Below are 20,135 nucleotides of genomic sequence, written 5' to 3'. Positions count from 1 at the left end.
GCCCGGCGTCAGAGCCGCACGGCCACCCCGTTGAACGTCGTCTCCGGCGTCTGCGGGCTGGTGAAGCGGGCGTTGACCAGGTAGAGGCGGTCGCCGTGGCGGGCCGCGGTGGTGGGCACGTCGAACCGGGGGTCGGTGATCGTGCGGATCAGGGAGGCGCCGCGCAGGTCGCGGGAGAGCGACCAGACGCTGATCAGGTTGAGGCGGTTCTGGACGACGTACAGGGTGTGGCCGACGCGGACCAGGCCGTCGCCGTTCACGACCGAGTCCGCGCCCCGCAGGCGGATCCGCGTGGCGGACCCGGTGCGCAGCGACACGTGGTACAGCTCGCCCGGGGTGCTCTTCACGACGATCAGGCCACGCCCGTCGGGGGTCGCCACGAGGCCGTTGGCGTTGTTGACGTCGGGCGTCTGCGTCCAGTCGCCCGTCAGGGGCAGGGTGCGGACCTCTTCGCGGTCCCCTCCGCGGGCGCCGCGCGGGACGCCGTGCAGGACCGCCGCGCGGGAGTCCGTGAACCAGGCCCGGTCGCCGGTCAGGACGACGTCGTTGACGAACTGACCCGAGGTGGCGGTCAGTCGGTACGTCCGCAGGAGTTCGCCCGTGCGCGCGTGCAGCACGCGAGCCGTCCCGCCGCCGCCCCCGGCCACGTACAGCAGACCGTCGCGGTCCAGTTTCAGGCCGATGGACGCCGTGCCCGCCGCGCCGGGGTGGACGGTCTCGTAGGCGCCCGTGCGCAGGTCCGTGCGCAGGACGGCGCCGTCGGCGCGGGAGCCCATGTACGCGTACGGCCTGTCGCCGATGGTGATGCCCTCGGGGAGGAAGCCGTCGGGGAGCGGGAACTCCGTCGGCCACCTGCCCTTCGTGCCCGCCCGTGCCGGGCCGGCCGCGGTGGCCACCGTGAGCGCGGCGGCCATGCCGCCGAGCACGGCACGCCGGGACGGCTGGGGATGGTTCCGAGTCATGGATCGCGCCTCCGTGAGGGTGGGGCAGGAAGAGTCGGTGGGACTCGATGAAACCTCTCGTTCCGGCGTGTCTCGACCGCCTCGGCGAACTCGACAGGAACTCGACAGCGACCCGGCGGGCCGCCCTCCCGGGGCGTGACCGTGCCCCACCGACCTCTCACCAGCCCGTCAGGGCGCGTCAGGCGCGGAAGGGGCCCGTCACCTCGTACGTGATGCCGCCGGAGGAGCTGCCGCTCGTGCCGCGCTGGCTGGAGAAGTACAGGCGCCGCCCGTCGGGGGAGAACGCCGGTCCCGTGATCTCCGAGCCGGACTGGCCGTCGATCCGCAGGAACGGGGCGATCACGTCGTTGGGCGTGATCACGCAGATCTCCATGGTGCCGCCGTCCTCCGCGACGAACAGGTCGCCGGAGGAGCTGCCGGTGATGTTGTCGACGCCGGTGAGCGGGGCCGTGCCGGAGCTGACGAGGGAGTCGTCGTAGGCCAGCTCGTAGGTGTTGTTGGTCAGGTTGACCTGCCAGACGCGGTTGTCGCCCTTGGTGGTGAACCAGACCGTGTCGTCGGCGTAGTGGCAGCCCTCGCCGCCGTTGAAGGACTTCGAGCCGGACACCTGGGAGCGGGTGGCGGTCGGGGAGCCGTCCGGGTCGGGCACGTTCGCCCAGGTGAAGGAACCGGACGTGGCGGAGCCCGCGACCATCACCTGGAGCGTGCCCGAGGACAGGTCGCCCCAGGTCGCCGGGACGAACCGGTAGAAGCGGCCGTTGGTCTCGTCCTCGGTCAGGTAGACGACCCTGCGGACGGGGTCGGCGGCCGCCGCCTCGTGCTTGAAGCGGCCCATGGCGTCACGGCGCACCGCCGCCTTCACGCCCCACGGGTCGGTCTCGAAGACGTAGCCGAGGGACACCTCCTCGCAGGACAGCCAGGTGTTCCACGGGGTCTTGCCGCCCGCGCAGTTGGTGCGGGTGCCGGAGAGGATGCGGTACGCCCCGGTGACCGCGCCCGTCGAGGAGAACTTCACCGCGCTCGCGCCGCCGGAGGGGTTGATCTCCGAGTTGGACACGTAGATCCAGCCGCTGCCGTCGGCGTAACAGGCGCCGCCGTCCGGGGCGTTGTGCCAGGTGTAGGACGTGCCGGAGACACGCTGGCCGGAACGGGCGATCACCCTGCTGGTGAAGCCGTTGGGGAGTCTGATGCCGTTGGCGTCGGGCGAACCGAGCGCACCGTAGGGGCCTGTGCCCGGCTGGGCGGGGGCCGCGTACGCGGCGCCGCGCCACAGGCTGCCGCCGAGCGCTGCCGTAGAGCCGCCGAGGACGGCCGCACGCAGGAGGTTACGACGTTCCACTCTCACTCCAAGAGGTGCCGTGACCGGCCCCGCCACCGGTCGGCGGCGGGGCGTTGCGGTCAGGGACCCTAGGCGAGCGGGGTGGACACGCCGTGGACGGCCCGTGACGCGTCGGCGGCGTGCACACGGGCAGGCGGCGCGGCGTCCGTCCGCCTGGTCCATCTTCAAGTGCCGTGTGCGCACGACCTGTTGACTTCCTGTCGTCGCGTTGGTTGGGTGGCTCATCCACTGAGTCACCGGGTCACCGAGGCGCACCACGGAGGAACCGCATGGAGGCACTGCCCCGCGACACCGTCGTCGACGTCCTGGAAGGGCGGTTGCGCGAGGACATCCTCGCCGGGCGGCACCCCGTCGGCAGCTATCTGCCACCGGAACGCCGGCTCGCCGACGGCTACGGCGTCAACCGCACCACCCTCAAGCACGCCTTCGGCCGTCTCGTCCAGGCGGGCCTGCTGGAGACCAAGCACGGAGTGGGCACCCGGGTACGGGACTTCGCGCGCCTGGGCGGCGCCGACCTGCTGCCCATGCTGGTGCGGCACAGCCCGGACTGGGTGGGCGAGGTCTTCGAAGTACGCCGTGCCGTCGGCGGGTTGATCGCCGGCCAGGCCGCGGCGCGGGCCACCGCGCGGGACCGCGCCGCGCTGCGCGCCCTGCTCGACGCCGTGCGCGAGGCCGACGGGGGCGCGGACGTCCAGCTCGCGGACATCGAGGTGCACCGGGCCCTGGCCCGCGCGACCGGCAACCGCGTCTACGTCCTGCTGACCAACACCCTCTTCAACGCCTATCTGCCGGTGCGCGCCGCCCTGGTGGGGCCCTTCACCGACCCGGGGGCAGCCCACGCGCGGCTCGCACCGGTGGTGGACGCCGTGGCGGCCGGTGACGAGGACGGCGCACGGCGGGCGGCCGAGGCCTATCTCACCGCGACCGAGCGGATCATGCTGGAGGGACTCGCGTGACGGCCGGGACGGACACCCCCGCCGCGCCGGACACCCCCGCCGCGCCGGGCGCCGGCGCCCGGCGGGCACCGGGGACGCGGGGCACGACGTTCCGCGAGACGATGCTCGGCACGGTCCGGCTCGACGGCGAGGACCGCACCCGCCGGATCCGCCTGGACCTGCGCGTGACGGCGGACCGGGTGCTGCGGCCCCTCGCCACGACCCGGGCGGCCGCCACCGGACGCCTGCGGATCGCGGGCCTCGCCGACGACCCCGGGACCCGGGGCGAGCTGGAGATATCCCCCCTCGCCAGGCGCCGCATCCGCTACCGCCTGAGCTTCACCGCCGACGGCCGCCACCTCACCCTCGACGGCTGGAAGTCGGTGACCCCGCGCCGCCCGCTCACCTCGATGACCGTGCTGCCGTTCACCCTGTACGAGAACGGGACGCGAGCGGGCACCGGCACCCTGCGGTTCCCCCTCACCACCGGCCTCGCGCCGTTCCTCGCGAGCTTCCGCTTCCCCCGCCGTCAGGACGCGCACGCGCTCATGGCGCCCCGCTGGAACGGAGAGCCCGGACGCACCGAGGTCTGGTACACCACCCTCACCGACCCGGCCACCGGCACCGGACTCTGGCTCCACCACGAACTCACCGCGCCCGCCGACGGATCCCCGCCGTACGCGCACGGCTGGGCCGCCGCCTTTCCCGCGCGAGGACCCGTGCGGCACGCCCGCTTCGGCCCGGCGCCGTGGGACCGGCCAGGCGACGGATTCACGGCGGCGGGCGTCGCGGCCGGCCCCGGCCGGCTGACCGGAGCGGCGGACACGTTCCACTGGGACCTCACCGAACGGGCCGCCGACGAGCCGCTGTTCACCTTCCCCCGCTGGTCATGGCGCCGCCCCCTGCTCCCGGCCGCCCAGATCCTGCCCGCCGCGCGCGCCGCCTACGACGGGACCTTCACGTACGACGGCACCACCCTGACCCTCGACGGTGCCCCCGGCGGCTCGGCCCGCATCTACGGGCACGGCAACGCCCGTCGCTGGGCCTGGCTGCACGCCGACCTCGGCGACGGCGACGTCCTGGAGGTGGTCGCCGCGGTGTCCATGCGGCCCGTGCTGCGCCGGCTGCCCCCGCTGGTGTTCCTGCGGCTGCGGCGCGGCGCCGGGACCTGGCCGCGGCGCGTGGAGCGCGGCGCGATCGGCTGGGCGGGCCTGCGGCGGTTCCGCGCCGACGTCGGCCTGCCCACCTGGACCGTGACCGGCCGCGCCGGACTGCGGCGCATCCGTGTCGAGGTCACGCAGCCCGCGGACCGCACCCTCGCGCTCGACTACACCGACCCGGACGGCGCCCCCGCCGTCTGCCGCAACAGCGAACGCGCCGACGCCCACGTCCTGCTGGAACGGTGGTGGTGGCCGGGCGGCTGGCGTACCGAGGCCGAGTGGCACCTGGACGGGACCGCCCACGCGGAAGTGGGCACCCGATGAGCCTCACCGGACTCGTCGCCGCGCTGCTGGCCGACGACGGCACCGAACTCTGGCCCGCCCGGGTGCCCGCCCGCCTCGACCGCGTGCTCGACGCGATGCCGCTGCCCGCCCGTTCCGGCGTACGGGCCGCCGCGCTCGCCGTCGACGCCTACGCTCTGGCCCGCACGGGACGCGGACTCGCCCGCCTCACCCCCGCCGAGCGGGAGTCGGTCCTCGCGGGCCTCGGCGGACACCGTGCGCTGCTCCCGCTCCTGGACGTGCTCAAGGTGCCGGTCCTGCTGGCGGCCGGTACCGAACGCCTGCTCCAGGACGGGCCGAAGCCCGTCGCGCCGGCGCCCCCCGACCCCCCGCTCGACTGCACGCCCGCCGGAGCCTGGCCCGCCCGCTCCACCGCGGACGCCGTCGTCGTCGGCTCCGGCGCGGGCGGCGCCGTCGCGGCCCGCACCCTGGCCCGCGCCGGACTCGACGTCGTCGTACTGGAGGAGGGGCACCACCACTCCACCGCCTCGTTCGGCGGACGGGCCCCGCTGGACCGCTTCGCCCAGCTGTACCGCGACGGCGGCGCCACCGTCGCCCTCGGTGACCCCCCGTTGCTGCTGCCCGTCGGCCGGGCGGTCGGCGGAACCACCGTGGTCAACTCCGGCACCTGCTACCGCACCCCCGGCCACGTACTGGCCCGCTGGCGCGACGACTTCGGCTTCGCGCTCGCCGAGCGCCTCGGGCCCTGCCTCGACGAGGCCGAACGCACCCTGCGCGTCGCCCGTCAGCCCCTCGACGTGCTCGGCACCAACGGGCGGCTCGCGCTCGCCGGTGCGGAGAAGCTCGGCTGGCGGGCCGCGCCGCTGCGGCGCAACGCGCCCGGCTGCAAGGGGTCCTGCCAGTGCGTGGTGGGCTGTCCGACCGGCGCCAAGCAGAGCGTCCAGCTCTCCGTCCTGCCCGACGCCTGTGCCGCCGGGGCACGCATCGTGACCGGCGCCCGGGTACGCCGGGTCCTCGTGGACGGCGACCGGCCCGGCGGGCCGCGTGCGGCGGGCGTGCGGGTGCGACGGGACGGCGGCGGGGAGTTCGAGATCCTGGCGCCGCTCGTGGTGGTCGCCGCCGGCGCCCTCCAGTCGCCGCCGCTGCTGCGGCGCTCAGGACTCGGCGGTCATCCGCGGCTCGGCCGCAACCTCAGCGTCCACCCGGCCACCAGCGTCGCCGGGCGGTTCGCCGAACCGGTCGTCGCCTGGGAAGGCGTACTGCAGAGCGTCGGCGTCGAGGAGCAGCACGGCGAGGGCGTCCTGATCGAGGCCACGGCCACACCGCCTGGTATGGGGTCCTTCGTCCTGCCGGGCCTGGGCCGGCGGTTGCGCGGCGAGCTGGCCGACGCGGGGCACCTCGCCACACTCGGCGCGATGATCGCCGACCGCCCTTCCGGCCGGGTCCTGGGACGCGAGCGCACGCTGCTCCGCTACGACCTGGACCCCCGTGACGCGGGCCGGCTGACACGGGCCGTGCGCGCCATGGGCGAGCTGCTGTTCGCGGCGGGCGCGCGCGAGGTCCTCACCGGCATCCCCGCCGCTCCGCGCGCACGCACCCTCGCCGAACTCGACGCCGTCCTCGCCCGGGTGAGCGCGCGCAGCCTGCATCTGTCGGCCTACCACCCCACCGGCACGGTGGCGGCGGGCGCCGACGCGCAGCGCGCCCCGGCCGACCCGGTGGGACGGCTCCGGGGCGTGACGGGAGTGCTGATCGCCGACGCGTCCGTGCTGCCGAGCTGCCCCGAGGTGAACCCGCAGCTGAGCATCATGGCCGCGGCACTGGCGGTCACGGAGGCGCATCTGGAGCGGTGAGGCGGGTCCCCCGGAGGACCCGCCCTTCCCGTCCGGCCCGCTCAGGCCGCGCGCACCTCGTACGTGCGCACCCGTACGGTCTCGTCGTCCAGGCACTGCCCCGACAGCAGGTCGAAGCGCTGCTTGAGCAGGGGGGAGGCGACGAACGGGCGGCCCTGGTGGGTGCCGGTCAGGCCGCGGGAGAGGACCGCCGCGCCGGTGAACGGATCGCGGTTGCCGAGGGCGTACAGGCCGCCCGCGCGGTCGCGGAAGACGGCGACCTGGTCCCCGTCCGGCAGCAGCGCCGCCACTCCCCGGCCGGGCAGGAGCCGGCGCAGGTCGCAGACCGCGAACCAGCCGTCGGCCAGCTGGAGCTGGATCACGAGGTCGGTCGTCTCGGGTGCCAGGGTCATCGCTGAGCGGTTCCTTCCAGGACGTCTGCCGCACGGGGCAGGCCGATCGACAGCAGCGGCAGGTCGGGCTTGATCTGGTCGCGTTCGGGGACGAAGGCGACGACCGGGTCGGGGGTGTCGGGCGCGTTCACGAAGGAGACGAAGCGGGCCAGCTTCTCGGGATCGGCGATGGTCTCGGCCCACTCGTCGTGGTAGTGCGCCACGTGCGCCGCCATCAGGCGCTCCAGTTCCTCGCAGATGCCCAGGGAGTCCTCGACCACCACCTCGCGCACGTGGTCGAGGCCGCCGGGGACGCGCTCCAGCCATGTCGAGGTGCGCTCCAGGCGGTCCGCCGTGCGGATGTAGAACATCAGGAAGCGGTCGATCAGGCGGATCAGCTCGGCGTCCGACAGGTCCTGCGCCAACAGGTCCGCGTGGCGCGGCGTCGCCCCGCCGTTGCCGCCGACGTAGAGGTTCCAGCCGTTCGACGTGGCGATCACGCCGAAGTCCTTCGACCGGGCCTCGGCGCACTCCCGGGCGCAGCCGGAGACGGCCGACTTGAGCTTGTGCGGGGAGCGCAGGCCCCGGTAGCGCAGCTCCAGGTCGATCGCCATCCGGACCGAGTCCTGCACGCCGTAGCGGCACCAGGTCTGCCCCACGCAGGACTTCACCGTGCGCAGCGACTTGCCGTACGCGTGGCCCGACTCGAAGCCCGCGTCCACCAGGCGCGTCCAGATCAGCGGCAGCTGCTCGACGCGCGCGCCGAACAAGTCGATGCGCTGGCCGCCGGTGATCTTGGTGTAGAGCCCGAAGTCCCGGGCGATCTCGCCGATGACGATCAGCTTCTCCGGGGCGATCTCACCGCCGGGGATCCGGGGCACGACGGAGTACGAGCCGTTCCGCTGGAGGTTGGCGAGGAAGTGGTCGTTGGTGTCCTGGAGGGCCGCCTGCTCGCCGTCCAGGACATGGCCGCTCGCGCCGATCGCCGGGGCGAGCGAGGCGATGACCGAGGCGACCGCGGGCTTGCAGATCTCGCAGCCGTCGCCACCCCGGGCGCCCTGCCTGCCGTGGCGGTCGAGGAGGTCCTGGTACGAGGTGACGCGCAGCGCGAGCACGATCTCGTACAGCTCCTCGCGGGTCTGCGCGAAGCAGCCGCACAGCCCCTTGTCGACCTCGACGCCGCTCGCCTCCAGCTCGGCGGTGACCAGCTGGCCGAGCACCTTGACGCAACTGCCGCAGCCCGTCCCGGCCCTGGTGCACTTCTTCACCTCGGGGACCGTCACGCACCGGTGGTCCGTCACCGCGCCCCGCACGGCGCCCTTGGTGACGTTGTGGCAGGAGCAGATCACCGCGTCGTCGGGGAGCGCGGACGGCCCGAGCTGGGCACCGCCGCCGGAGCCGGCCGGCAGGACCAGGGACTCGGGGGCGACGGGCGGGACGGAGCCGGTGAGGGCGCGCAGGGTGCCGTACGCCTCCGCGTCACCCACGAGGACGCCGCCGAGCAGCGTGCCGTCGCGGCCGATGACGAGCTTCTTGTACAGGCCGCTGCGGGAGTCGGAGTAGACGACGTCGAGACAGTCGGCCGTGGTGCCGTGCGCGTCGCCGAAGGACGCGACGTCCACGCCGAGCAGCTTGAGCTTGGTGGAGAGGTCGGCGCCGACGAAGGACGCCTCGTCGGCGGCGATCGTCGCCGCCGCCGTCGCGGCCTGCTCGTAACCCGGGGCGACCAGGCCGTACACCCGGCCGTCCACCGCCTGGGCGCACTCGCCGATCGCGAACACGCGCGGGTCGGTGACCGTCCGGCACCGCTCGTCGACGGTGATGCCGCCGCGCTCGCCGACCGCCAGCCCGCAGTCGCGCGCCAGCTGGTCGCGGGGGCGGACGCCGGCGCTGAACACCACCAGGTCGACGGCGAGTTCGCCGCCGTCGGAGAGCCTCATGCCGCTGACGCGGCCCGCGGCGTCCGTGACGATCTCCTGTGTGCCCGTGCCGGTGTGGACGCTCAGGCCCATGCCCTCAATGGTGCGCAGCAGCGCCGCGCCGCCGCCGTCGTCGACCTGCACCGGCATCAGGCGCGGGGCGAACTCCACGATGTGGGTGGACAGGCCGAGGCCCTGGAGGGCGCCCGCCGCCTCCAGGCCGAGCAGGCCGCCGCCGACCACCGCGCCCACCCGGGCCCCGTCCGCGGCGCGGGCCTCGATGGCGAGCAGGTCCTCGATCGTGCGGTACACGAAGCAGCCGTCCGCGTCCTTGCCGGGGACCGGTGGGACGAAGGGGTACGAGCCGGTGGCGAGGACCAGGACGTCGTAGGCGAAGACCTCGCCGGAGCGCGCCGTGACCGTGCGGGCCGCGCGGTCGATCCGCTCCGCCGGGTCACCGAGGCGCAGGTCGATGCCGTGCTCGGCGAGGAACGCCTCGTCGGTCAGGGAGAGGTCCTCGGGGGTGCGGCCGGAGAAGTACGAGGTGAGCTGGACGCGGTCGTAGGCGGGACGCGGCTCCTCGCAGAGCACGACCACGCGGTGCGTCCTGGTCAGGCCGCGCTCGGCGAGCGCTTCGAGGAAGCGCTGGCCGACCATGCCATGGCCGACGAGCACGATCGTGGGGGTGTCTGCGGACATTCAGGAGCCTCCGTCGTGGGTGAGCAGGTGGAGCAGGGGGCCGTCGGCGGGGAGCGGCTCCGCCCCCTCCCAGGCGCGGGCGAGGGCGCCGACGGTGCCGAGCTCGCCGACGAGCAGCCCGCCGACCAGCCGGTCGTCGCGGACGACGACCTTCCGGTAGGTGCCCCGGGTGGCGTCGGCGAGCTGCACGACGTCGTCCCCCGGGCGGGGCTGGGTCTCGCCGAACGCGGCGAGGTCGAAGGGGGCCAGGCCCGCGGGGGCCCGGCCGGCGAGGGTGAGGCGGGTGAGGGCGCGGGTGCCGGTGTAGCGGGCGGTGGCGCTGCCGGCCAACAGCGCGGCGAGGGTGTCGGCCTGGTCGAGCGCGGGGGCGGCGAGGCCGTAGAGGGTGCCGTCGTGCTGGGCGCAGTCGCCGATCGCGTGGATGTGCGGGTCGGAGGTGCGCAGCTCGTCGTCGACGAGGACGCCCTCGCCGACATTGAGCCCCGCCGTCCGGGCCAGCCCCACACGGGGGCGGACACCGCAGGCCAGCACCAGGAGGTCGGCGTCGAGGGTGTAGCCGTCGGCCAGCTCGACGGAGCGGACGGCACCGGCGACGACCCGCACGCCGCGCACCCGGCACTCGGTGTGCACCTCGACGCCGAGGTCCTTCAGATGGCGTCCGACCAGCCGGGAGGCGGCCGGGTCGAGCTGCCGCTCCATGAGCCGCTCGGCCTGCTGGGCGAGCACGACCTGCGCCCCGCGCACCGCGAGCGCACGGGCGGCGGAGACCCCGAGCAGGCCGCCGCCGATGACGACGGCGCGTGCCGAGGGGCGGACCGCCTTGGACAGGCCCAGGCAGTCGTCCATGGTGCGGAACGCGTGGACGCCCTCCGGCAGCTCCCGGCCGCCGGGGGTGAACAGGCCGCGCAGGGGCGGCAGCACCGGGTTGGAGCCGGTGGCCAGGACCAGCGTGCCGTAGGGAACCACCGAGCCGTCCGCGCAGCGCACGGTCCGCGCCTCGCGGTCGATGCCGGTCACCCGTGCGCGCAGCGGCTCCGCCGGGGCGGTGAGGCCCGGCAGGGCGATCACGTCCGGTTCGTAGCGCCCGGCGAGCACCTCGGCGAGCAGGACCCGGTTGTACGGGCGGTGCTCCTCCTCGCCGACGAGCAGCGCGGGCGTGCCGAGCTCGCCGAGCCGCCGGGCGAGCCGTGCGCCCGCGAGGCCGGAGCCGATCACCACCACACGCGTATCCGAGGTCATGCCTCGCAGCGTGCGGGGCGGGTGTTACCCGGCGACATCACCGCTGTTTCCCACCGGGAACGCTGCCCTCAGCGGGGACGGGGACCGGCTGTGAGGGCCCCGCCGGTGGGGCGGGAGCCCCGGGATAGGGTCGCGATCATGCCCGACATACCCCTTGCCATGGTCGTCGCCCTGTGCCTGGCCGCCCTCGCGGCCGGCTGGATCGACGCCGTGGTCGGCGGGGGAGGCCTGGTGCTCCTGCCCGTCCTGCTGCTGGGGCTCCCCGCCGGCACCCCGGCCGCGTACGCGCTCGGCACCAACAAGGCCGTCGCCATCGTCGGCACGACCGGGGCCGCCGTGACGTACGCCCGCAAGGCCCGCGTGGACGTCCCGATGGCGATCCGTATCGGCCTCGCCGCGCTCGCGGGCTCCTGCGGCGGGGCCTTCTTCGCGGCCGGGATGAGCACGGAGGTGCTCAAGCCGCTGATCATGGTGGTGCTGCTCGCCGTGGCCGCCTTCGTGATCCTCAAGCCCGCCTTCGGCACCGCCCCGGCGCCGGGCCCCGTCACCCGGCGCCGCGTCCTCGCCGCGATCGGCCTCGCGGGTCTGGGCATCGGCTTCTACGACGGCCTGATCGGCCCCGGGACCGGCACCTTCCTGGTCCTGGCCCTGACCGCCGTGCTCCACCTCGACCTGGTCACCGCCTCCGCCACGGCGAAGATCGTCAACTGCTGCACCAACGCCGGCGCCCTGGCGACCTTCGCCTGGCAGGGCACCGTGCTGTGGCAGCTGGCCGCGGTGATGGCCGTGTTCAACCTCGCGGGCGGCACCCTGGGCGCGCGCACCGCGCTGAAGAAGGGCAGCGGATTCGTCCGGGTGGTGCTGCTGACGGTGGTGTTCGCCCTGGTGGCGAACCTGGCGTACGAACAGTGGCTGGCTTAGCCGGCGTTGCCGGTGACGAGCAGTTCGATCACCCCCGTGGTGTCCTCGGCGCCGTGCCCGGCGGCCAGCCGGCGCTCCATGAGCCCCATGAACGGCGTGAGCAGCTCCGTGCTGACGCCCTGCTCCTCGGCGGTGCGCAGCAGCGTGGCGTTGGCGGCCACCTGCATGGCGAGGTCGGACACCACGTCCTTGGTGCAGTCGCCGCCCGCCAGCCTGTCGGCGGTGTCCAGCGCGGCCGGTGCCATCGCGGTCAGCCAGGACACGAGCAGCGGGGCGAACTCGCGCGGCGCGATGTCCTCCCCGCGGATCAGCGCGAAGGCGTGCGTGATGCCCGCGAACATGCCGTCCATGGCGCTGAGCAGCGCCACGTCGTGCAGCGCGGCGAAGCCCGGGTCCGGGCCGACGTAGCGGACGCCGGCCGGGACCGCCAGGGTGTCGCGGTGCTCCTCGAACAGCCCGGACGAGCCGCTGTACAGCACATAGGCCCCGGACGCCGGGTCGCCGACCATCGGCGGAACGGCCATGACGCCCGCGTCCAGGAACCGGGCGCCGCGCTCCTTCGCCCAGGCGGCGCGGGCGCGGCCCTGGCCCGGCGTGCCGGTGGTGAGGTTGACGAGGTCGCGGCCGGACAGGTCGGCGCCCGACAGGGCCTCGCCGACCGAGGCGTCGTCCAGCAGACAGGCGATCACCAGCCTGTTCGCGGCCACCGCCGCGGCCGCGCTCCCGGCGACGGCGGCGCCCTCGGCGGCGAGGGGCTCGGCGCGGGCGGCGGTACGGTTCCAGACGGTGACGGGGTGGCCGGCGGCGAGCCAGGCGCGGGCCAGGGCGGTGCCCATGGCGCCCGTGCCGAGGAGGGTGAGCGGGGTCGGGGAAGAGGTGTCTTCGGTCATGGCGTTCAGCCTCGGTGAGGGGAAACGGCCTGCTCAAGTACGTACTTGCGAGTGGGTGGTTACCTGGGGGGAAGCGTGCAGGCAGCGGGAGGACGGGGTGGGGCGGGCATGACGGTGGGACGACGGCCGGGCGCGTACGTGTGCGGGATCGACGCGGCGATGGAGGTGATCGGCGGGAAGTGGAAGGTGCTCGTCCTGTGGGCGCTGCACGTGCGGCCGCACCGCTTCGGCGAGCTGCGCCGGGAACTGCCCGGGGTGACGGAGAAGGTGCTCGCGGCGCAGCTGCGGGAGCTGGAGGCGGACGGGATCGTGCACCGCGAGGTGTACGAGGAGGTGCCGCCGAGGGTGGAGTACTCACTGACCCCCCGGGGTGCGGCGCTCAACGAGGCGCTGGAGCCGCTCGGCGCGTGGGGGAGCGCCCATGTGCTCGCACGGTCCCCGGAAGGCGTCACGCGCTCCCCGTGAGATGGGCGAACACCACGACGTTGCCCTGGTAGCCGGTGCTGCGCGAGTAGCCGCCGCCGCAGGTGATCACCCGTAGCTCGGGCCGGGCCGCCGCGCCGTACACCTTCTCGTCGGGGAAGTCCTCGGCGTCGTAGACCTCGATCGCGTCCACCAGGAACCGGGCCACGCTGCCGTCCCGACGGTCCACCTCGATGGCGCTGCCGCGCTTGAGGGCGCCGAGGCGGAAGAAGACGGCGGGGCCCTCGGTGTTGTCGACGTGCCCGGCGACGATGGCGGTGCCGGTCTCCCCGGGCGTGGTGCCCGCCTCGTACCAGCCGGCGAGGTTCTTGTGCGCGGCGGGCGGCACGTCGAGGCTGCCCGCGCGGGTCAGGCCGAGGCCCATCAGGGGCGCGTCCACGCGGATCTCGGGGATCCGGATGCGGTCGGGCGGGGACGGCGGCAGCCCCGGCGCCGCCTGCTGCCGCAGGGCCGTGCCGACCCGCGCCTCGGCGGCCGACGGCTGCGGGGGCGCGTCCCCGCCGGTCAGCAGCCACGCGCCGGCGCACAGGGCGAAGACGGTGACGCCGGCTATCGCGACGTCGCCGGTGTTGCCGTACCTGCCCATGTCGGCCTCCCAGCTCGACTGTTCCACCCGTTCCCCCTCCGGGCCGCGAGGGGCGTCGCGCCCGGAGGGGGTGGGGACTTGCGGTACCGGCGGACGGACAGCGGAGGGTGTCCGTCAGATCCCGTCGCCTCTCGCCCGGCGATGCAGGAGCCAGGTACCGCCCGCGCCGGCGACGGCGAGAGCCGCCACGCCGGCCGCGGTCTGCACGGGGTCGGAGCCCAGAGCGCCGCCGACCCCCGTCTTCACAATGCCCTTCGGGTGCACATAACCCCGCGCCGACTCCATGACGACCACCAGGTCACCGCGGACCTCCGGCCCACCCCCGGGGCACTTCGCGACGATCTCGTACGTCCCCGGCTGCGCGCTGGCCGGCACCCGGAACTGCCCGATCGCGTCGCCCTCGTGCGTGCTGGGCGCGAGCGTGAAGCGCCCGGCGCCCACCGCGCTGGCGTCGCCCTCGGCCGTGCCGTCCTTCCCGCAGGCCGTGGTGTTCACGGTGACGTCACCGCCGGGCACCGCGGTGGACGGGAAGACCTCCAGGCCCGAGCCGTCCGCGGCGTACCCGGGCGCGTCGAGCGACCCCGCGGTGGCGACCGCGAGTGCCGTACCGATCAGCAGACGGGCGGTGCGTCGCATCGATGCTCCTCACGAGCGTCTCCGGCGGGCAACGGCCCGCGGCACCCCCATGTGCCGCCGTCGGTCGCCCCTGCACTTCCGAGGTAAAGGGCAGGACGACGAGCCCGCTTGCTGAGGGGCCGTCAGATTTGGGGTGAACGGGTGCCCCCGGCCCCCCGCGAGGTGCGCACTCCCGCGCGTTTCAGCAGGTCAAGGGCTTCTGGAAGGGAGGGCGGGGAAAAGTATCCGAAGGGGCGAGAGGGAGGTGTGAACGGGTGACCCCGCCTCGGGGGCACGGCGAGGCCGGCCGTCTCCGGGGTGCGTCGGGGCGACGCGGAGACGACCGGCCTCGGGGCGGGTGCGCTGCTCAGCCCACGTTCACCGCGCTCCAGGCCGCCCCCACGGCCGCGTGCTCCACGCTGTCGGCCCCGTACAGGTCCGCCGCGGCCTTCAGGGTCGCGGTGCGCGCTCCGGCGTAGTCCGTCGACGAGGTCATGTACACCGTCAGCGCCCGGTACCAGATCGCCCCCAGCTTGGCCCGGCCGATGCCCTCGACCGCGGAGCCGTCGCAGGTGCGGGAGTCGTGGGCCGCGCCGTTGATCGTCTTGGCGCCGCTGCCCTCCGCCAGCAGATACGCGAAGTGGTTGCCGATGCCGGAGGAGTAGTGGACGTCGAGGCTGCCGGCGGTGGAGCTCCAGCAGTCGGCCGAGAGGCCGTCGCGCGAGGGGCGGTCCATGTACCGCAACGCGCTCCGCCCGAAGCCCTCGCGCACGATCTCCTCGCCGATCAGCCAGTCGCCCTTGTCGGACGCGTTGCCCGCGTGGAACTCCACGAGGGTGCCGAAGATGTCGGAGGTGGACTCGTTGAGCCCCCCGGACTCGCCCGAGTACGTCAGCGCGGCGGTCTTGGAGGTCACGCCGTGCGCCATCTCGTGGCCCGTGATGTCGAGGGACACCAGCGGTCCCATGTTCGTGCCGTCACCGTCGCCGTAGGTCATGCAGAAGCAGGTGTCGTCCCAGAACGCGTTGTTGTACCGGGTGCCGTAGTGGACCCGGTTGTACGAGCCCTTGCCGTCGCCCGCGATGCCGTTGCGGCCGTGGACGTCGTGGAAGTAGTCCCAGGTGGTGTCGGTGCCGTACTGGGCGTCCACCGCCGCCGAGACCCGGTCCGTCGTCGTGCCGTCGCCCCACTGGTTGTCGGCGTCCGTGAAGACGGTCGAGGGGGCGCGCACGACACAGATGGTGCCGAGGAGACACAGGTCGGAGCGGTTCGCGGCGTCACCGGTGTACGTGCCGCCCCGTGTCGGGTCCGTGAGCCGGTACGACGATCCCGTGGCCGTCGTCTCCAGCGGCACCGTCCCGCCGTACAGCGAACTCCCCTTGCCCTCCGCCGACTCCAGGGTGTCCCAGGCGTCGATCTGCGCGCCGCTGCGGGCGTCCGTCAGCACCGTGCGCGCGAGCGGGTTGCCCCGGCCGTCCAGCGCCACCGCCTCGGTCCGCCACGCCAGCCTCGGTGTGCCGTGCAGGGCGTCGACGACCAGTTCCGGCTTGGCCGTCAGCCGCTTCAGCGCCTCACCGAGACGCGTGGCGCGCAGGGAGTTGGCGGCGTGGTCGGCGGCCTTCGGCGCGGAGAGCAGGGGCGTGACCGACGGCAGGGACAGGGCGGCGCGGGTGGCCCGGCTCGCCCCGCGGTAGCTGCCGTCCGGGGCCAGGTGGACGACGAAGTCGCCGCCGGGGACCGGGAGTCGTTCGTAGGTGCGGTCGTAGCGGACGTGCTGGGTGCCGTCCTGGTCGACGATCACGTCCCGGACCTTCGTGCCCTGGGCGGCGGTCAGGCCCAGGGCGTCGGCCTGTCGCGCGAGCGCCGCGGCCGCGTTCTCGACCGCCTGGTCCCGGGTCGGCCGCTCGGCCGCGCCCGCGGCGGTGGGGGAGAGGGCGGCGGCCAGCAGCGCGGCGGTGGTGGCGGTGACGGCGAGACGGGAAGCTCGCGCGTGCCGTATTCGACTCATCGGTCTCCTCGGGAAGGCGCCGAAGTGGGGGGCGGCGCAGACGTTCACCGAGGTTTACGCGATCATGACTTGTCATGTCCATAGACGTCAGGTGTGGGTGTGTGAGGGGTGAGAATCGTTTCTGTGACCCTCCCGTTCTTCGTCTACGGCACCCTCCGCCCGGGTGAGCCCCACCACGACACGTTCCTGCGCGGCCGCACCCGGACCGAGGAGGCGGCCCGCCTCACGGGCGCGGTGCTCTACGAAGGACCGGGCTATCCGTACGCCGTGGAGGAGCCCGGCGCGGTGGTGACCGGCGAACTGATCACGCCGCTGCCGGACGCCTACGGCGAACTCCTGGCCGCGCTCGACCGGTTGGAGGAGTACGCGCCCGGAGACGCCCGCAACCTCTACGAGCGCGTCGCCCGCGAGGTCGTCCGGGACACCGACGGCGCGACGCTGCGGGCCTGGGTGTACGTCGCCGCCCCCGCGGTCGCCGCCCGGCTGCGGGCCGGGGGCGAGCGGATCGAGGGCGGGGACTGGCGGGCGCGCAGGTGAGTTCCGCGCGGCCCGCGCCGTGGCCGTGCGGTCTACGCTGTGGCGGCCTCGCTCACCTGCGGCGCGGGCGCCGGCTCCGACACGACCTCCAGGGCGTTCACGGCTTCCGGGCCTACCGCGGCTTTCCCGCTTTCCTCGGCTTCCACGCCTTTCACGGCTTCCGCGGCTTCCACGGCTTCCACGCGCACCGCGCACACCTTGAACTCCGGCATCCGCGAGACGGGGTCCAGCGCCGGGTTGGTGAGGGTGTTGGCGCGCCCCTCGCCGGGCCAGTGGAACGGCATGAAGACCGTGTCCGGGCGGATGGACGGCGTGATCCTGGCCGGTGCCACCGCCCGCCCCCGCCGGGACACGACCGCCACCGGGTCGCCCTCGGCCGCGCCCAGCCGCCGCGCCAGGTGCGGGTGCAGCTCGACGAAGGGTCCGGGCGCGGCGGCGTTCAGCTCGTCGACGCGGCGGGTCTGGGCGCCGGACTGGTACTGGGCCACCACCCGCCCGGTGGTCAGCACCACCGGGTACGCGTCGTCGGGTTCCTCGGCGGCGGCCCGGTGCGCGACGGACACGAAGCGGGCCCGGCCGTCGTCGGTGGCGAAGCGGTCGAGGAAGAGCCGGGGAGTGCCGGGGTGCACGCCCACGGGGGCGCCGGGCCGACGTCCGCCGGACGCGGGGGCCGCCCCCGCCGCCCCCGGCGCGCGGACAGGGGCGGCCGGGTCCTCCGCGCCCGCCGGGCACGGCCAGAACACCCCGTTCTCCTCGACGAGACGGCGGTAGGTGATGCCGGAGTAGTCCGCGGGACCACCCGCGGACGCGCGGCGCAGTTCCTCGAAGACCTCCTCGGGGTCGGTCGGGAACCCCTTCTCGACGCCCAGCCGCGCGGCGAGTTCGTGCAGGACCTCCAGATCGCTGCGCACCCCCTGCGGCGGGGTGATCGCCCGCCGGCGCAGCAGCACCCGGCCCTCCAGGCTGGTCGTCGTGCCGCTCTCCTCCGCCCACTGCGTCACGGGCAGCACGACGTCCGCGAGGGCCGCCGTCTCCGACAGCACCACGTCGCACACGGCGAGGAGGTCGAGGGACCTGAGGCGTTCCTCCACATGCGCGGCGCGCGGGGCGGACACCACCGGGTTGGAGCCCATCAGCAGCAGCGCCCTGACGTCACCGCCGAGCGCGTCCAGCAGCTCGTACGCGCTGCGGCCGGGGCCCGGCAGGCTGTCGGGGTCGACGCCCCACACCCCGGCCACATGCCGCCTCGCCGCCGGATCGGTCAGCTTGCGGTACCCGGGCAACTGGTCGGCCTTCTGCCCGTGTTCGCGTCCCCCCTGGCCGTTGCCCTGGCCGGTGAGGCAGCCGTACCCGGACAGCGGTCGGCCCGCCCGCCCGGTCGCCAGGCACAGGTTGATCCAGGCGCCCACCGTGTCCGTGCCCTTGGACTGCTGCTCCGGCCCGCGCGCGGTGAGCACCATCGCGGCCTCCGGCTCACAGAACAGCCGTACCGCTGCCCGCAGTTGCGGTACCGGCACCCCGGTGATCCGCTCGACGTACTCCGGCCAGTGCGCCATCGCCGCGGCACGCGCGTCCTCCCAGCCGCTCGTGCGCTCCCGGATGAACTCCTCGTCGGTCCGCCCCTCGGCCACGACCAGGTGCAGCAGGCCCGCGGCCAGCGCGAGATCGGTACCGGGCCGGGGCGCGAGGTGCAGGTCGGCCTGCTCGGCGGTCCTGGTGCGGCGCGGGTCGACGACGATCAGCGTGCCGCCGTTGTCCTTCAGCTCGGTCAGGTACCGCAGCGCCGGCGGCATGGTCTCCGCGAGGTTCGAGCCGACCAGGATCACGCACCCGGTCCTCGGGATGTCCTCCAGCGGGAACGGCAGCCCCCGGTCCAGCCCGAACGCCCTGGTACCGGCCGCCGCGGCGGACGACATGCAGAACCGCCCGTTGTAGTCGATCTGCGAGGTGCCCAGCACGAGGCGGGCGAACTTGCCGAGCGAGTACGCCTTCTCGTTGGTCAGCCCGCCCCCGCCGAACACGCCCAGCGCGTCGGGTCCGTGCGCCGACCGGACCGAGGACAGCCCCTCGGCGATCCGGCCGAGCGCCTCGTCCCAGGTCGCGGGCGTCAGCACGCCCTTCTCGCGGACCAGCGGCGAGGTCAGCCGCACCCGCGAGGACAGCACCGCGGGCGCCGTCCTGCCCTTGCCGCACAGCGCCCCCCGGTTCACCGGGAAGTCCGGACGCTCACCGACCTCGACGGTCCCGTCCGGGGCGGGCGTGAGAGTCATCCCGCACTGCAGGGCGCAGTACGGGCAGTGCGTGGGCGTCGCGGAGGGGTCCATGCGGGCCAGCGTGCGTGGCCGGTGTTACGTGCCGGGACGGCTCCTTGTTACACGGGCGCGACGGTGATCTCCCCGTCGGGCCCGGTCCGCCGTGAGGTGCCGAGGTGGCTCAAAAGGGCGCAGGTCTGCGACCAATTCCGGTCAAGATTCAGTCGCCTCTTGTCACTCCTCCTCCGCCGCGAGCGCGCGTTCCACCCCCCGTTCGCGGGGCCCGAGGAACCGCGGATCCGGCTCCAGGACGACGTCCAGCGCGGCCTTCCCCGCCGCGAGGATCTCCCGGACGCCCCCGTAGTACCAGGTCGCGTCGTGCCGCTCGTCCACTCCGACGCCGTACGACGTGACCCCCGCCGCCTCGCACAACGCGACCGCGCGCCGGATGTGGAAGCCCTGGCTGATCAGCACCGCCTCGTCGACGCCGAAGATCTTCCGGGCCCGCACGCAGGAGTCCCAGGTGTCGAAGCCCGCGTAGTCGCTGACGATCCGGGCGTCCGGGACGCCGTGCCGGGTGAGATAGGCGCGCATCGCGTCCGGCTCGTCGTAGTCCTCGCGGCTGTTGTCGCCGGTGACGAGCACCGCCCGCACCCGCCCCTCGCGATACAGCTCGGCGGCCGCGTCCAGACGGTGGGCGAGGTAGGGCGACGGCTCGCCGTTCCACAGACCGGCGCCGAAGACGACCGCGACCCCGGTGCGGGGCGCGTCGGCGGTCGTGCGCAGCCGGTCGTCCGTGCTCACGTACATCCACGTCGACGGCAGCAGCGCGAGCACGCACCCCGCGAGCAGCGCCTGCACCAGTCGTCGCTGCCCGGTCCGGGTGCGCGGCGGACGTGGTCGGCGGATCTTCATGGGATGCCCTCCCGGTCGGCTCCGACACGTCGGCGACACATCGGTTCGACACGAAGAGACGCTCCGCGAGGCCCGAGGGTTCCGTGGCCGTCGTCACGCCCGCCGCCGAAACCCCAGGTCACCCCGCCTCACACCGCTCCGGTCCCGC

At 74.5% G+C, this 20,135-nt stretch carries 17 protein-coding genes; 6 read left to right on the top strand and 11 right to left on the bottom strand.

Features of this window, described 5'->3' with window-relative positions:
- Positions 1-8 precede the first annotated feature (8 nt).
- Together ACZ7LV_RS09695 and ACZ7LV_RS09690 are read right to left on the bottom strand one after the other, a co-directional pair.
- Positions 9-962, bottom strand: a complete 954-nt coding sequence (locus tag ACZ7LV_RS09695; protein WP_471937515.1) for an SMP-30/gluconolactonase/LRE family protein — start codon at positions 960-962, stop codon at positions 9-11.
- 178 nt (positions 963-1,140) lie between these two features.
- Positions 1,141-2,301: an alkaline phosphatase PhoX gene (locus tag ACZ7LV_RS09690; RefSeq protein WP_471937512.1), complete on the bottom strand. Its 1,161-nt coding sequence runs from the start codon at positions 2,299-2,301 to the stop codon at positions 1,141-1,143.
- 269 nt (positions 2,302-2,570) lie between these two features.
- Between ACZ7LV_RS09690 and ACZ7LV_RS09685 the strand changes: the two genes are divergently transcribed.
- The 3 genes from ACZ7LV_RS09685 to ACZ7LV_RS09675 are packed head-to-tail and all read left to right on the top strand — an operon-like array spanning position 2,571 to position 6,552.
- Positions 2,571-3,257 (top strand): FadR/GntR family transcriptional regulator, encoded by a 687-nt coding sequence (locus ACZ7LV_RS09685; protein ID WP_471937509.1) that lies wholly within the window; start codon positions 2,571-2,573, stop codon positions 3,255-3,257.
- Positions 3,254-4,720 (top strand): hypothetical protein, encoded by a 1,467-nt coding sequence (locus tag ACZ7LV_RS09680; RefSeq protein ID WP_471937507.1) that lies wholly within the window; start codon positions 3,254-3,256, stop codon positions 4,718-4,720. Before ACZ7LV_RS09685 ends, ACZ7LV_RS09680 begins: the two co-directional genes overlap by 4 nt.
- Entirely contained in the window at positions 4,717-6,552 is a 1,836-nt protein-coding gene (locus tag ACZ7LV_RS09675; protein WP_471937505.1) for a GMC family oxidoreductase, read from the top strand. Before ACZ7LV_RS09680 ends, ACZ7LV_RS09675 begins: the two co-directional genes overlap by 4 nt.
- 41 nt (positions 6,553-6,593) lie before the next feature.
- On the opposite strand, the gene nirD is transcribed toward ACZ7LV_RS09675, so the two are convergent.
- From nirD to ACZ7LV_RS09660, 3 genes are read right to left on the bottom strand one after another with little or no spacing between them, the layout of a single operon-like run.
- On the bottom strand, positions 6,594-6,944 hold the full coding sequence (gene nirD, locus ACZ7LV_RS09670; protein ID WP_471937503.1) for a nitrite reductase small subunit NirD: 351 nt from the start codon (positions 6,942-6,944) through the stop codon (positions 6,594-6,596).
- Positions 6,941-9,541: a nitrite reductase large subunit NirB gene (gene nirB / locus ACZ7LV_RS09665; protein WP_471937500.1), complete on the bottom strand. Its 2,601-nt coding sequence runs from the start codon at positions 9,539-9,541 to the stop codon at positions 6,941-6,943. The genes nirD and nirB overlap by 4 nt, the downstream gene beginning before the upstream one ends.
- On the bottom strand, positions 9,542-10,780 hold the full coding sequence (locus ACZ7LV_RS09660; protein ID WP_471937498.1) for an NAD(P)/FAD-dependent oxidoreductase: 1,239 nt from the start codon (positions 10,778-10,780) through the stop codon (positions 9,542-9,544).
- Between the two features lie 138 nt (positions 10,781-10,918).
- Here ACZ7LV_RS09660 and ACZ7LV_RS09655 point away from each other — a divergent pair, with 138 nt between their 5' ends.
- The gene (locus tag ACZ7LV_RS09655; RefSeq protein ID WP_471937496.1) at positions 10,919-11,701 is read left to right on the top strand and encodes a sulfite exporter TauE/SafE family protein; all 783 of its coding nucleotides are present in this window, start codon (positions 10,919-10,921) and stop codon (positions 11,699-11,701) included.
- Here the strand turns inward: ACZ7LV_RS09655 and ACZ7LV_RS09650 are convergent.
- Positions 11,698-12,591: an NAD(P)-dependent oxidoreductase gene (locus tag ACZ7LV_RS09650; RefSeq protein ID WP_471937494.1), complete on the bottom strand. Its 894-nt coding sequence runs from the start codon at positions 12,589-12,591 to the stop codon at positions 11,698-11,700. The genes ACZ7LV_RS09655 and ACZ7LV_RS09650 overlap by 4 nt on opposite strands.
- Positions 12,592-12,699: 108 nt before the next feature.
- Between ACZ7LV_RS09650 and ACZ7LV_RS09645 the strand changes: the two genes are divergently transcribed.
- On the top strand, positions 12,700-13,056 hold the full coding sequence (locus tag ACZ7LV_RS09645) for a winged helix-turn-helix transcriptional regulator (protein WP_471937492.1): 357 nt from the start codon (positions 12,700-12,702) through the stop codon (positions 13,054-13,056).
- Here ACZ7LV_RS09645 and ACZ7LV_RS09640 read toward each other — a convergent pair.
- From ACZ7LV_RS09640 to ACZ7LV_RS09630, 3 genes are all read right to left on the bottom strand, one after another.
- Positions 13,040-13,660 (bottom strand): class F sortase, encoded by a 621-nt coding sequence (locus ACZ7LV_RS09640; RefSeq protein ID WP_471937805.1) that lies wholly within the window; start codon positions 13,658-13,660, stop codon positions 13,040-13,042. The two genes, ACZ7LV_RS09645 and ACZ7LV_RS09640, sit on opposite strands and share 17 nt — an antisense overlap.
- Positions 13,661-13,774: 114 nt before the next feature.
- Positions 13,775-14,296 (bottom strand): hypothetical protein, encoded by a 522-nt coding sequence (locus tag ACZ7LV_RS09635; protein WP_471937491.1) that lies wholly within the window; start codon positions 14,294-14,296, stop codon positions 13,775-13,777.
- Positions 14,297-14,642: 346 nt separating this feature from the next.
- A complete protein-coding gene (locus tag ACZ7LV_RS09630; protein ID WP_471937489.1) occupies positions 14,643-16,283 on the bottom strand; it encodes a M4 family metallopeptidase in 1,641 nt (546 codons plus the stop codon).
- A 123-nt stretch (positions 16,284-16,406) separates the two neighbouring features.
- On the opposite strand from ACZ7LV_RS09630, the gene ACZ7LV_RS09625 reads away from it, so the two are divergent.
- The gene (locus ACZ7LV_RS09625) at positions 16,407-16,820 is read left to right on the top strand and encodes a gamma-glutamylcyclotransferase family protein (RefSeq protein WP_471937487.1); all 414 of its coding nucleotides are present in this window, start codon (positions 16,407-16,409) and stop codon (positions 16,818-16,820) included.
- A gap of 32 nt (positions 16,821-16,852) precedes the next feature.
- On the opposite strand, the gene ACZ7LV_RS09620 is transcribed toward ACZ7LV_RS09625, so the two are convergent.
- Together ACZ7LV_RS09620 and ACZ7LV_RS09615 are read right to left on the bottom strand one after the other, a co-directional pair.
- Positions 16,853-19,144, bottom strand: a complete 2,292-nt coding sequence (locus ACZ7LV_RS09620; protein WP_471937485.1) for a molybdopterin oxidoreductase family protein — start codon at positions 19,142-19,144, stop codon at positions 16,853-16,855.
- A 162-nt stretch (positions 19,145-19,306) separates the two neighbouring features.
- Positions 19,307-19,987, bottom strand: a complete 681-nt coding sequence (locus ACZ7LV_RS09615; protein WP_471937483.1) for a SanA/YdcF family protein — start codon at positions 19,985-19,987, stop codon at positions 19,307-19,309.
- Positions 19,988-20,135: the final 148 nt, after the last annotated feature.

The organism is Streptomyces sp. NPDC107562, assembly GCF_055657325.1.
Note: the sequence above shows the minus strand (reverse complement) of the source record. Positions and strands in the feature narration are given on the sequence as shown.